This is a genomic window from Pseudomonas sp. PDM24, from assembly GCF_019218905.1.
Classification (GTDB): Bacteria; Pseudomonadota; Gammaproteobacteria; order Pseudomonadales; family Pseudomonadaceae; genus Aquipseudomonas.
Genome location: NZ_JAHUWR010000003.1, coordinates 399676 through 412974, shown reverse-complemented (window position 1 = coordinate 412974; position 13299 = coordinate 399676). Strand labels below are relative to the sequence as shown.

Genomic DNA, 13299 nt, shown 5'->3' with positions numbered 1-13299 from the left:
TATTGTGTACACCGAAGATCCCCTGTGGGAGCGGTGTGAGCACAGATGTTGTGTACACCGAAGATCCCTTGTGGGAGCGGGCTTGCTCGCGAAGAGGCATTCACATTCAGTATTGATGTTGCCTGACACACCGCCTTCGCGAGCAAGCCCGCTCCCACATTTGAGCGGTGTGAACGCAGATGTTGTGTGCGCCGAAGATCCCTTGTGGGAGCGGGCTTGCTCGCGAAGAGGCATTCACATTCAGCACTGATGTTGCCTGACACACCGCCTTCGCGAGCAAGCCCGCTCCCACATTTGAGCGGTGTGAACGCAGATGTTGTGTGCGCCGAAGATCCACTGTGGGAGCGGGCTTGCTCGCGAAGAGGCATTCACATTCAGCACTGATGTTGCCTGACATACCGCCTTCGCGAGCAAGCCCGCTCCCACAGGGACCGATGTCGATCACAAAATCCGCGACCGACCCGGTACTAAGGAACTAGCAATCTCAGCACTGCGGGTAATTGTTGCAAGGGCGGCGGCGCCCAAGAATCTGCACCAGACCGGGAAAATTTCCCGGGTATAACAAAAACCGCAGAGGCAGCCGTCATGACCCAACCCGCACGTCGCCAACCTTTCGTTTTGAGCATGCTGCTCAGTGCCATGCTGTTGTCTGGCCAGGCATTGGCCGCAGTCTCCGATCAAGACATCCTCCAGGACCCGAAGAACCCGGAGCAGATCGTCACCAACGGCCTGGGCGTCCAGGGTCAGCGCTATAGCCCGCTGGACACCCTCAATGTCGATAACGTGAAGGACCTGCGACCGGTCTGGGCCTTTTCGTTCGGCGGGGAAAAACAGCGCGGTCAGCAAGCGCAGCCGATGATCAAGGACGGCGTGATGTACATGACCGGCTCCTACTCGCGGGTGTTCGCGGTGGATGCGCGTACCGGCAGGAAGCTCTGGCAATACGACGCGCGCCTGCCCGATGACATCCGTCCGTGCTGCGACGTGATCAACCGTGGCGTTGCGCTGTATGGCGATCTGGTGATTTTCGGCACCCTCGACGCCAAGCTCGTGGCCCTGAACAAGGACACCGGCAAGGTCGTCTGGAGCAAGAAAGTCGCCGACCACAAGGAAGGCTATTCCATCAGCGCCGCGCCGTTGGTCATCAACGGCAAACTGATCACCGGTGTGGCCGGTGGCGAGTTCGGGGTGGTGGGCAAGATCGAAGCCTACGACCCGAAAAACGGCGACCTGCTGTGGAGCCGGCCGACCGTCGAAGGCCACATGGGTTATGTCTACAAGGACGGCAAAGCGGTAGAAAACGGCATCTCCGGCGGCGAAGCGGGCAAAACCTGGCCCGGCGATCTGTGGAAAACCGGCGGCGCGGCCCCTTGGCTGGGTGGCTACTACGACCCGGAAACCAACCTGTTGCTGTTCGGCACCGGCAACCCGGCGCCGTGGAACTCGCACCTGCGTCCTGGCGACAACCTCTACTCGTCATCGCGCCTGGCGCTGAACCCGGATGACGGCACGATCAAATGGCACTTCCAGAGCACGCCACACGACGGCTGGGACTATGACGGCGTGAACGAACTGGTGTCGTTCAACTACAACGAAGGCGGTAAGGAAATCAAAGCCGCAGCCACGGCGGACCGTAACGGTTTCTTCTACGTGCTCGATCGCACCAACGGCAAATTCATCCGTGGCTTCCCGTTCGTGGACAAGATCACCTGGGCCAGCGGCCTGGATAAAAACGGTCGGCCAATCTACAACGACGCCAGCCGTCCGGGTGCGCCGGGTTCCGAGGCCAAAGGCAGTTCGGTGTTCGTCGCGCCAGCGTTCCTGGGGGCGAAAAACTGGATGCCGATGGCCTACAACCGCGACACCGGCCTGTTCTATGTGCCGTCCAACGAATGGGGCATGGACATCTGGAACGAAGGCATCGCCTACAAGAAAGGCGCGGCGTTCCTCGGTGCCGGTTTCACTATCAAACCGTTGAATGAAGACTACATCGGCGTGCTGCGCGCCATCGACCCGAAAACCGGCAAGGAAGTCTGGCGCCACAAGAACTTCGCGCCGCTGTGGGGCGGGGTGCTGACCACCAAGGGCAACCTGGTGTTCACCGGTACGCCGGAAGGTTTCCTGCAGGCATTCAATGCCAAGACTGGCGAGAAAGTCTGGGAATTCCAGACCGGTTCCGGCGTGCTCGGCTCGCCCATCACCTGGGAAATGGACGGCGAACAATACGTCTCCGTGCTCTCCGGCTGGGGCGGCGCAGTACCACTGTGGGGCGGCGAAGTGGCCAAGCGCGTCAAGGACTTCAACCAGGGCGGCATGCTCTGGACGTTCAAGCTGCCTAAAGACCTCGTAGCCAAACACTAACCCCCTGTGGGAGCGGGCTTGCTCGCGAAGAGGGCCTTACATTCAGCACATGTATTGCCTGATACACCGCCTTCGCGAGCAAGCCCGCTCCCACATTAGTTTGTGTGAAACCTACTACCAAATAACGAGAATCCCCCTGCCAACGGCGCATTCGTCTGGCAGGCGGGGCTCTCTACTATCGGTTCATCGCCTGTTGGCTCGACAGGCATCGACCCAGACAGAGGCCCACCATGATCTACGCACAACCCGGAACAGCCGGCGCTATCGTTTCCTTCAAACCGCGCTACGGCAATTTCATCGGCGGCGAATTCGTTGCCCCAATCAACGGCGAGTACTTCACCAACACCTCACCGGTCACCGGTGAAGTGATTGCCGAGTTCCCGCGCTCCAGCGCCGCCGACATCGAAAAAGCCCTCGACGCTGCCCATGCCGCCGCCGATGCCTGGGGCAAAACCTCGGCGCAGGATCGCTCGCTGGTGCTGCTGAAAATCGCCGACCGCATCGAGCAGAACCTGGAAATCCTCGCCGTCACCGAAACCTGGGACAACGGCAAGGCCGTGCGCGAAACCCTCAACGCCGACGTGCCTTTGGCTGCCGACCACTTCCGGTACTTCGCCGGTTGCATCCGCGCTCAGGAAGGCGGCGCCGCCGAGATCAACGAACTGACCACCGCCTATCATTTCCACGAACCGCTGGGCGTGGTCGGGCAGATCATCCCGTGGAACTTCCCGCTGCTGATGGCCGCCTGGAAACTCGCCCCGGCCCTGGCGGCCGGCAACTGCATCGTGCTCAAACCCGCCGAACAAACGCCGCTGTCGATCATGGTGTTCGCCGAGCTGATCGCCGACTTGCTGCCGGCCGGCGTGCTGAACATCGTCCAGGGCTTCGGTCGCGAAGCCGGTGAGGCGCTGGCCACCAGCAAGCGCATCGCCAAGATCGCCTTCACCGGTTCCACCCCGATCGGTGCGCACATCATGCATTGCGCCGCCGAGAACATCATTCCAAGCACCGTTGAACTGGGCGGCAAATCGCCGAACATTTTCTTCGAAGACATCATGAACGCCGAGCCGCAGTTCATCGAGAAAGCCGCCGAAGGCCTGGTGCTGGCGTTCTTCAACCAGGGCGAAGTCTGCACCTGTCCTTCCCGGGCGCTGGTGCAGGAATCGATCTACGAGCCGTTCATGGCCGAGGTGATGAAGAAGATCGTCAAGATCAAGCGCGGCAACCCGCTGGACACCGAAACCATGGTCGGCGCCCAGGCGTCCGAGCAGCAATACGACAAGATCCTCTCGTACCTGAAGATCGCTCAGGAGGAGGGTGCCGAACTGCTCACCGGCGGCGCGGCCGAGCGTCTTGAAGGCGACTTGTCGAGCGGCTATTACATCCAGCCGACCCTGCTCAAGGGCCACAACAAAATGCGCGTATTCCAGGAGGAAATCTTCGGCCCGGTGGTGGGTATCACCACCTTCAAGGACGAAGCCGAAGCCCTGGCGATTGCCAACGACAGCGAGTTCGGCCTCGGCGCCGGCCTGTGGACCCGCGACATCAACCGCGCCTACCGCATGGGCCGGGCGATCAAGGCCGGGCGCGTCTGGACCAACTGCTACCACCTGTACCCGGCCCACGCCGCGTTCGGTGGCTACAAGAAATCCGGTGTCGGCCGTGAGAACCACAAGATGATGCTCGACCATTACCAACAGACCAAAAACCTGCTGGTGAGCTACGACATCAATCCGTTGGGGTTCTTCTAACCCGCAAGAACACCACAACCCCAATGTGGGAGCGGGCTTGCTCGCGAAGGCGGCTTGATATTCAACAATTATGTTGACTGACAATCCGCTTTCGCGAGCAAGCCCGCTCCCACATGGGTTCTCCGTGTACTTGAGACCGCGCGACACCCCCTACCAACGCACGCCGCCAACTCCGTCGAAAGTAGCATTCGGTCATCTCATCCCCCGTGCATTAATGGTCTTACCGGAATCATCCGGCACAAGAAGAGGATTGACCCATGTGGAATAAACCCGCGTTTACCGATCTGCGTATTGGCTTCGAAGTGACGATGTATTTCGCCAACCGTTGATTGATCGCCCGGTCAGCCGTCGCGTTGGCCGGGCCTGCCTTCTGGAGGCATCCCATGCACATCCGCGTTCTCGGTTCCGCCGCCGGCGGTGGTTTTCCGCAATGGAACTGCAACTGCCGTCAATGCGCCGCGATGCGCAACGGCAACCTGCGTGCACAACGCCGCACGCAGTCGTCCATTGCCCTGAGCGACGACGGTGTGGAGTGGGTGCTCTGCAATGCTTCACCGGACATTCGCGCGCAACTCGAAAGCTTTCCGGCGATGCAACCGGCCCGACGCTTGCGTGACACGGCGATTGCCGGTGTCGTCCTGCTGGACAGTCAGATCGACCATTGCACCGGGCTGTTGAGCCTGCGCGAAGGCTGCCCGCATGCGGTCTGGTGCACCGAGCGGGTTCACGAAGACCTGAGCAGCGGCTTTCCCCTGTTCACCATGCTCAAACACTGGAACGGTGGCTTGCAGTGGCAACCCATCGAACTGGATCGCGAACCGTTCAGTATCGCTGCCTGCCCACACCTGCAATTTCGCGCGATTGCGTTGGTCAGCAATGCACCTCCGTATTCACCCAACCGTGGCAACCCTCAACCGGGCGACACCATTGGCTTGTTCATCGAAGACCTGCGCAACGGTGCATCGGTTTTCTATGCGCCGGGGCTGGGGCAAATCGACGCTGAGGTATTGAGCTGGATGCAGCGCGCCGACTGCCTGCTGCTGGACGGCACGCTGTGGCGCGACGATGAAATGCGTGTGTGCGAAGTCGGCCAGAGCCTGGGCAGTGAAATGGGCCACCTGCCACAAAGCGGCCCCGGCGGCATGCTCGACGTGCTGGAGGGCTTTAGCCGTCAGCGCAAGGTGCTGATCCACATCAACAACACCAACCCGATCCTCGATGAAGACTCGGCCGAGCGGGCGTTGCTGGAACGGCGCGGGATTGAAGTGGCCTATGACGGCATGAGTATTGAGCTGTAGCGGATGGCCTCTTCGCGGGCAAGCCTCGCTCCTACAGGGGTTTGTGTACACCGCAGAACCCTTGTAGGAGCGAGGCTTGCCCGCGAAGGCGCCAGACCAGACACCGCGAAATCCGGAGAACCGCAATGACCGACACCCCCATGACCCCCACCGAATTCGAAGCAGCCCTGCGCGCCAAGGGTGCCTATTACCACATCCACCACCCATTCCACCAAGCCATGTACGCCGGGCGCGCCACCCGCGAGCAGATCCAGGGCTGGGTCGCCAATCGCTTCTATTACCAGGTGAACATCCCGCTCAAGGATGCCGCCATCCTCGCCAATTGCCCGGACCGCGACGTGCGTCGGGAATGGCTGCAACGGATCCTCGACCACGACGGCGTCCCCGGCAGTGAAGGCGGCATCGAAGCGTGGCTACGATTGGGCGAAGCCGTGGGGCTGGATCGCGAACAAATCCTTTCGCAAGAGCTGGTGCTGCCGGGCGTGCGTTTCGCCGTGGACGCCTACGTCAATTTCGCCCGTCGCGCGTGCTGGCAAGAAGCGGCCAGCAGCTCGCTGACCGAACTGTTCGCGCCACAGATCCACCAGTCCCGGCTCGACGCCTGGCCCACCCATTACCCATGGATCGACCCGGCCGGCTACGACTATTTCCGTACACGTCTGAGCCAGGCCCGGCGCGATGTCGAGCATGGTTTGCGCATCACCCTGGCGCATTACGTCACGGTCGAAGGCCAGCAACGCATGCTGGAGATTCTGCAGTTCAAGCTCGATGTGCTGTGGAGCATGCTCGACGCGATGAGCATGGCCTATGAGCTGGATCGCCCGCCGTATCACACCGTCACCACGGAGCGGGTCTGGCACCGGGGGATCATCTTGTGAGCCAGATCGAACAGCAACCCGGCCCACCGCTGTGGTTGCTGGCGGAGCTGACCTATCGCTGCCCGCTGCAATGCCCGTATTGCTCCAACCCGCTGGACTTCGCCCAGCAGGGCGAGGAGTTGAGCACAGAAGAATGGATTCGGGTGTTCCACGAGGCGCGGGAGATGGGCGCTGCGCAACTGGGTTTTTCCGGTGGCGAGCCGTTGGTGCGCCAAGATCTGGCCGAGCTGATCAAGGCCGCGCGGGACATGGGTTACTACACCAACCTGATCACCTCGGGTATCGGCCTGACCGAACAGAAGGTCCGCGACTTCAAAGTCGCCGGGCTGGACCACATCCAGATCAGCTTTCAGGCCGCCGACGAACAGGTCAACAATCTGCTCGCCGGTTCGCGCAAGGCCTTCGCCCAGAAACTGGCCATGGCCCGTGCGGTGAAAGCCCAGGGTTACCCGATGGTGCTGAACTTCGTCACCCATCGACACAACATCGACCAGATCGCGCAGATCATCGAACTGTGCCTGGAGCTGGAGGCGGATTTCGTCGAGTTGGCGACGTGCCAGTTCTACGGTTGGGCCGAACTCAACCGCGTCGGCCTGTTGCCGACCCGCGAACAGTTGCAGCGCGCCGAGCGCATCACCAATGAATACCGCCAGCGGCTTGAAGCCGAGGGCCACCCGTGCAAGCTGATTTTCGTCACCCCGGATTACTACGAAGAACGCCCCAAGACCTGCATGAATGGCTGGGCCAACCTGTTTCTCGACATCACCCCGGACGGCACGGCGTTGCCTTGTCACAGCGCCCGCCAGCTGCCGGTGCAGTTTCCCAACGTGCGCGAGCACAGCATCGCGCACATCTGGAACGACTCCTTCGGCTTCAACCGTTTTCGCGGCGATGACTGGATGAAAGAGCCGTGCCGTTCCTGCGATGAAAAGCACAAGGACCTTGGCGGCTGCCGCTGCCAGGCGTTCATGCTCACGGGGGACGCGAGCAACGCTGATCCGGTGTGCAGCAAGTCACCGCACCACGACGTTATTCTCAAGGCCCGGGACGAAGCCGACGCGCCGGGGCAGGGCATGGAACACCTGACCTTGCGCAATGAAAAGGCTTCGCGGCTGATTTATCGTGGATGAATCGTGGGCTGACACAAATCCCCTGTGGGAGCGAGCCTGCTCGCGATAGCGGAGTGTCAGACAACATCATTTTGACTGGAAGACAGCCATCGCGAGCAGGCTCGCTCCCACAGGGGATCTTCGGTGAATCTGAGATTGGGGTGGCCCCCCGGGCTGGCTCGCTATCCATTGGTCTGATTGCATTCGCAGCCGGATGCTTTAGTGTGGTCTTTACCTTTCAAAACAATAAAAACAGGCTTTCCAATGAGCCAGAATCTCAGCCAGCTGCGTAAATTCGTTTCGCCTGAAATCATCTTCGGTGCCGGCTGTCGGCACAACGTCGGTAACTACGCCAAGACCTTCGGCGCCCGCAAAGTGCTGGTGGTCAGCGACCCCGGTGTGATTGCCGCCGGTTGGGTCGCCGATGTCGAGGCCAGCCTGCAAGCCCAGGGCATTGATTTCTTTTTGTATAGCGACGTTTCGCCCAACCCGCGGATCGAAGAAGTCATGCTCGGCGCCGAGCTGTACCGGGAGAATCACTGCGATGTGATCGTGGCGATCGGTGGCGGCAGCCCGATGGATTGCGGCAAGGGCATCGGCATTGTCGTCGCCCACGGGCGCAACATCCTCGAGTTCGAGGGCGTGGACATGTTGCGCATGCCCAGCCCGCCGCTGATCCTGATCCCGACCACCGCCGGCACGTCGGCCGATGTGTCGCAGTTCGTGATCATCTCCAATCAGCAAGAACGCATGAAGTTCTCCATCGTCAGCAAGGCTGCGGTGCCGGACGTGTCGCTGATCGACCCGGAAACCACCCTGAGCATGGACCCGTTCCTGTCGGCCTGTACCGGCATCGACGCGTTGGTCCATGCCATCGAAGCCTTCGTCTCCACCGGTCACGGGCCGCTCACCGACCCTCATGCGCTGGAGGCGATGCGGCTGATCAACGGCAATCTGGTGCAAATGATCGCCAACCCCGGCGACATCGCCCTGCGCGAGAAAATCATGCTCGGCAGCATGCAGGCCGGTCTGGCGTTCTCCAACGCGATCCTTGGCGCGGTGCACGCCATGTCCCACAGCCTTGGCGGCTTCCTCGATCTGCCCCATGGCCTCTGTAATGCGGTGTTGGTGGAACACGTGGTGGCGTTCAACTACAGCTCGGCGCCGGAGCGCTTCAAGGTGATCGCCGAGACGTTCGGTATTGATTGCCGTGGCCTCAATCACCGGCAGATTTGCGGGCGGCTGGTCGAACACCTGATCGCCCTCAAGCACGCCATCGGCTTCCACGAAACCCTCGGCCTGCATGGGGTGAGTACCGCGGATATTCCGTTCCTGTCGCAACACGCCATGCACGACCCGTGCATCCTGACCAACCCGCGCGAGTCCAGTCAGCGCGACGTCGAGGTCGTCTATGGCGAAGCCCTCTGACGAGCAACAACGGGCGCTGGCCGGGTTACTCGGCTTAGGCAACCACTCGGCGCGCAAGAGTCATTACCCGGAACTGGCCGCGCGCCTGGATGAACTGGAAACCGAACGCAACCGCTACAAATGGCTGTTCGAAAACGCGGTACACGGGATCTTCCAGGCCAGCCTGCTGGAGGGCATGCGCGCCGCCAACCCGGCGCTGGCGCGGATGCTCGGCTATCAAAACCCCCAGGAGGTGCTGTTTACCCTGACGGACCTGGCGGGCACGTTGTTCGTCGGCGGGGCGCAAGAACTGGAAAGCATCGGCGAAATCCTCCAGCGCGAGCGCAGCCTGCTGGGCTATGAAACTCAACTGCGGCGCAAGGACGGCAGCGTCCTCGACGTGTTGATGAATCTGCTGCTCAAACCGGATCAGGAAGGTTTGGTGGAGGGCTTTGTCGCCGACATCACCGAACGAAAACTCGCTCAGCGGCGCCTGCAACAACTCAATGACGAACTGGAGCAGCGGGTCACCGCGCGCACCAACGAGTTGATGGACGCCGCCGAAGCCTTGCGCGATGCCCGTGACGCCGCCGAAGCGGCCAATCGCAGCAAGGACAAATACCTCGCCGCCGCCAGTCACGACTTGCTGCAACCGCTCAACGCCGCGCGTTTGCTTATCTCGACCTTGCGCGAGCGCAAACTGCCCGACGTCGAGCAGGTGCTGGTGGAGCGCACGCATCAGGCGCTGGAAGGGGCGGAAGATTTGCTCACCGATCTGCTGGATATTTCCCGGCTCGATCAGGCCGCGGTGAAGCCGGATATTGCCCTGTACCGCCTCGACGAATTGCTCGCGCCACTGGTCTCGGAGTTTCAGTCGGTGGCTGCGGCAGCCGGGTTGAACCTGCGGGTCCACATGGGCGATTACGCCATTCATACCGACTTGCGCTTGATGACGCGGATTTTGCGCAACTTCCTCAGCAATGCCTGCCGCTACACCGACGAAGGCTGCATTCTGCTGGGGGCAAGACGCCGGGGCGATGCGCTGCGTATCGAAGTCTGGGACACCGGGCGCGGGATTCCTGCGGATCGTCTTGACTCGATCTTCCTCGAATTCAACCAACTGGACGTCGGGCGCGCCGCCGATCGCAAGGGCGTGGGCCTGGGACTGGCGATTGTCGAACGCATCGCCAAGATCCTCGACTACAGGATTCAGGTTCATTCGCTGCCGGGGCGCGGTTCGATGTTCAGCATCGAAGTGCCGATTTCCCTTGAGATCCCACTGCCGATCAGTCAGGCCGCGCCGCAACCAAGTACCGGCAACCCGTTGCCGGGCCGGCGGCTGTTGGTGCTGGATAACGAAGTCAGCATTCTTGAAAGCATGAGCGCGCTGCTTGGGCAGTGGGGCTGCGAGGTGGTCATCGCCACCGACGAGGCCACCGCGCTGGTGGCATTGCAGGGACAGGCGCCGGAATTGATTCTGGCGGATTATCACCTGGATCACGGCGTGGTGGGCTGTGAAGTGGTTCGGCATTTGCGCGAGCATTTCAGCCAGGCGATTCCAGCGGTGATCATCACCGCCGACCGCACCGACCAGTGTCGGCGCTCACTGCAGCGACTCGACGCGCCGCTGCTGAACAAACCGGTGAAACCCGGCAAGTTGCGCGCGGTGCTGACTCAGCTGTTGGCGTAGCGATAGCCCAGGCTGAAACCCAGCTCGGCAGATTGCCCTTGCTCCAGCAAACGCAACCCTGGCCGGCCCGGCAAGTGATGGGCGTTGACCGGATGGCTCACCGGTTCGATACAGAAAAACTCCAGGCCCACGGGGCAGTAGAGCAGATAGTAGTCGCTGCCGGTGGCTTGGCATTCCAGTTCATAACCCAGCTCGGGTTGCTTGATCAGGCAGTAGCCATCCCATGCGCAAAAGCCGTTGTCCACCAGCGTTTCGGGTAATGCCCGGGGCTGGCTGAAGTCCCATTCCTCAGGAATCGAACTGAGTTGCGTCGGCAGTTTTGCGCCGTCGCACAACCAGACCTCTCGCGCCTGCGTCTGCAACCGAGTGTCTGCAGTGCGCGGGAAGTAGGGGTGTAAACCGAGCCCATGCCAGGCGGCGTGTTCAGCCAGATGGGTGACCTGCAAATCGATGCTCAACTGGCCCTCACTCAGATGGAAACGTTGCCTTGCGCGATAAGCGAAGGGCGTGGTGCTGTCGAGTTGCAGGACGATTTCATCGCGGGTGTGCGAGACGATCTGCCACGGCTGTTGCCAGGCACTGCCATGGATCGGCAGCGGATCGGTGAGGCTGTTGGGCGTCAGCGCAAGCCAGCCATCCGGGCAGTTGAAACCACCTTCGGCGATGCGGTTCGACCATGGCGCCAGGGGATAACAGGCGAGTTTGCCGGGCAGGCCGGTGTTCAAGGCGTGTTGGTCACTGTGGCGCAACAGTGGCTGGCCGGTGCTGCGCACAGTCCAGTTGACGATGCTCGCCCCGAGTTCGGGGGCGAGGGTGAGGCGGGTGAGTTCGTCTTCGAGTTCCAGGAGTGTTGGCGTCATGTTGACCAGCGATATGAATGTTTGTGGGACATGAATGAATGGAGCTTTTTGTAGGAGCCAGGCTTGCCGGCGAAGGCGTCCTCAAGAACGCTTTCGCCGGCAAGCCTGGCTCCTACAAATAAAGGGTCACAACACCAAATGCGGCAACCACAGCGAAATGGCGGGAATGTAGGTCACGGCCATCAGCACCAGGAACAGCACGCCATAGAACGGCAGCAGCGCTTTCACGGTGCTTTCGATGCTGACCTTGCCCACCGCCGAGCCGACAAACAGCACCGCGCCCACCGGTGGCGTGATCAAGCCGATCCCCAGGTTCACCAGCATGATCATGCCGAACTGCACCGGGTCCACGCCAATGCCCAGAATCACCGGCATCAGAATCGGCGTAAGGATCAGGATCAGCGGCGCCATGTCCATCACCGTGCCGAGCAACAGCAGCATCACGTTGATGCACATCAGGATCACGTAACGGTTGTCCGACAGGGTCAGGAACATCGTGGTGATCTTCGCCGGGATCTGCATCAGCGTCATGATGTAGCCGAAGCTGGCGGCGAAGCCGATCAGGATCATCACGATCGAGATCGTGCGCACCGTGCGGTGCATCAACTTGGGCAGCTCACGCCACTTGTAGTCGCGGTAGATGAACATGGTGACGAAGAATGACCACAGCACCGCGATCGCCGCCGATTCGGTGGCGGTGAAGATGCCCGAGAGAATCCCGCCGAGAATGATGACCATCGCCATCAGGCCCCACATCGCTTCACCGCAGATTTTCAGCGCTTGCCGCAGGGGAATGACTTCGCCCTTGGGGTAGTTGCGCTTTCTGGCGAAGATCAGGCACAGCACCATCAGGCACGCGCTCATCAGCAGGCCCGGCACCACGCCGGCCATGAACAGCGAAGCGATCGAAACGGTCCCGCCAGCGGCCAGCGAGTACAGCACTGAGTTATGGCTGGGTGGCGTCAACAGGGCTTGTACTGAACCGCTGACTGTCACGGCGGTGGAGAAATCCCGCGGATAGCCGCGACGCTCCATCTCCGGAATCAGCACTGAACCGACCGACGCCGTGTCTGCCACTGAAGACCCGGAAATCGCGCCAAAGAAGGTCGAGGCCATGATGTTCACCAGCGACAAGCCGCCGCGCACGAACCCCACCAGCACCCCGGCAAAAGCCACCAGCCTGCGGGACATGCCACCCTCGGCCATGATCGCGCCGGCGAGCACGAAGAAAGGAATCGCCAGCAACGAGAATTTGTTAACGCCGCCCGCGACCTGAATCATCAGCGCCTGGAACGGGATGTCGATCCACCACGCCCCGATCAAGGCAGAAAGCCCCAGGGCGTAGGCGACCGGCATGCCGATCAGGATCAAAGCGATAAAACTGCCGAGCAGAATCAGAGCGTCCATTTAGGCGGCACCTTCGCTTTCTTCAACCAGGTCGAAACGCACGACCCGACGGTTGCTCTGGTCACCGAGCAAGAGTTTTTCCAGCACGAAAATCAGCGTCAGCACACCGCCTACGGGGATCGGCATGTAGGTGATGCCCACGCGCAAGGTAGGCAAGGCGCTCATGAACTGGTTCCAGGTGGACATGCAGAGCTTGGTGCCCCAGATGGCCATAAACAGGCAAATGGTCGCCATCAGCAGTTGCGAAACAATGCTCATGGTCTTGCGCAGTTCGGGGGCCATACGGTCAGTGAGCATGGCCACGGCCATGTGCGCTCCGGCCCGATAACTGGCGGCGGCGCCGATGAAGGTGAAGACCATCATCAGCAAGATCGCGGTGGGCTCCGGCCAGCTGGAACCGGTGCCGAGGATGTAACGGGCGAAGACGCCCCAGGGAATGATCAGGGAAATAGCCAGGACCGACAGGCCGGCGACCCAGATGCAGGTCATGTAAATCCTGTCGTTGATGCGCAGCAGCAAATTCTTCATCGGATTTCAC

At 61.1% G+C, this 13299-nt stretch carries 11 protein-coding genes; 8 read left to right on the top strand and 3 right to left on the bottom strand.

Features of this window, described 5'->3' with window-relative positions; genetic code table 11:
• Positions 1-585: 585 nt before the first annotated feature.
• The 8 genes from KW837_RS13495 (at position 586) to KW837_RS13460 (ending at position 10494) form a co-directional block, all read left to right on the top strand.
• Entirely contained in the window at positions 586-2361 is a 1776-nt protein-coding gene (locus KW837_RS13495) for a PQQ-dependent methanol/ethanol family dehydrogenase (protein ID WP_218396379.1), read from the top strand.
• A gap of 230 nt (positions 2362-2591) precedes the next feature.
• Positions 2592-4112, top strand: a complete 1521-nt coding sequence (locus tag KW837_RS13490) for an aldehyde dehydrogenase family protein (protein WP_123495211.1) — start codon at positions 2592-2594, stop codon at positions 4110-4112.
• Between the two features lie 257 nt (positions 4113-4369).
• Positions 4370-4441: a pyrroloquinoline quinone precursor peptide PqqA gene (gene pqqA, locus KW837_RS13485; RefSeq protein WP_010455123.1), complete on the top strand. Its 72-nt coding sequence runs from the start codon at positions 4370-4372 to the stop codon at positions 4439-4441.
• Between the two features lie 54 nt (positions 4442-4495).
• The gene (gene pqqB / locus KW837_RS13480) at positions 4496-5410 is read left to right on the top strand and encodes a pyrroloquinoline quinone biosynthesis protein PqqB (protein ID WP_218396376.1); all 915 of its coding nucleotides are present in this window, start codon (positions 4496-4498) and stop codon (positions 5408-5410) included.
• A 125-nt stretch (positions 5411-5535) separates the two neighbouring features.
• Complete coding sequence (pqqC, locus tag KW837_RS13475; protein ID WP_218396374.1) at positions 5536-6288, top strand: pyrroloquinoline-quinone synthase PqqC; 753 nt, start codon at positions 5536-5538, stop codon at positions 6286-6288.
• Positions 6285-7418, top strand: a complete 1134-nt coding sequence (gene pqqE / locus KW837_RS13470) for a pyrroloquinoline quinone biosynthesis protein PqqE (RefSeq protein WP_218396372.1) — start codon at positions 6285-6287, stop codon at positions 7416-7418. The genes pqqC and pqqE overlap by 4 nt, the downstream gene beginning before the upstream one ends.
• A 243-nt stretch (positions 7419-7661) precedes the next feature.
• Positions 7662-8825 carry an alcohol dehydrogenase-like regulatory protein ErcA gene (gene ercA, locus KW837_RS13465; protein ID WP_218396370.1) on the top strand — a complete coding sequence of 388 codons (1164 nt, stop codon included), beginning with the start codon at positions 7662-7664 and terminating at the stop codon, positions 8823-8825.
• Positions 8809-10494, top strand: a complete 1686-nt coding sequence (locus tag KW837_RS13460; protein ID WP_218396368.1) for a NahK/ErcS family hybrid sensor histidine kinase/response regulator — start codon at positions 8809-8811, stop codon at positions 10492-10494. Before ercA ends, KW837_RS13460 begins: the two co-directional genes overlap by 17 nt.
• On the opposite strand, the gene KW837_RS13455 is transcribed toward KW837_RS13460, so the two are convergent.
• The 3 genes from KW837_RS13455 to KW837_RS13445 all read right to left on the bottom strand — a co-directional run bounded on the left by KW837_RS13455 (position 10479) and on the right by KW837_RS13445 (position 13289).
• A complete protein-coding gene (locus KW837_RS13455) occupies positions 10479-11354 on the bottom strand; it encodes an aldose 1-epimerase (RefSeq protein WP_218396366.1) in 876 nt (291 codons plus the stop codon). The genes KW837_RS13460 and KW837_RS13455 overlap by 16 nt on opposite strands.
• A 126-nt stretch (positions 11355-11480) precedes the next feature.
• Complete coding sequence (locus tag KW837_RS13450; RefSeq protein WP_007899501.1) at positions 11481-12761, bottom strand: TRAP transporter large permease; 1281 nt, start codon at positions 12759-12761, stop codon at positions 11481-11483.
• Positions 12762-13289, bottom strand: coding sequence for a TRAP transporter small permease (locus KW837_RS13445; RefSeq protein ID WP_218396363.1), 528 nt, complete (start codon positions 13287-13289; stop codon positions 12762-12764).
• Between the last annotated feature and the right edge of the window lie 10 nt (positions 13290-13299).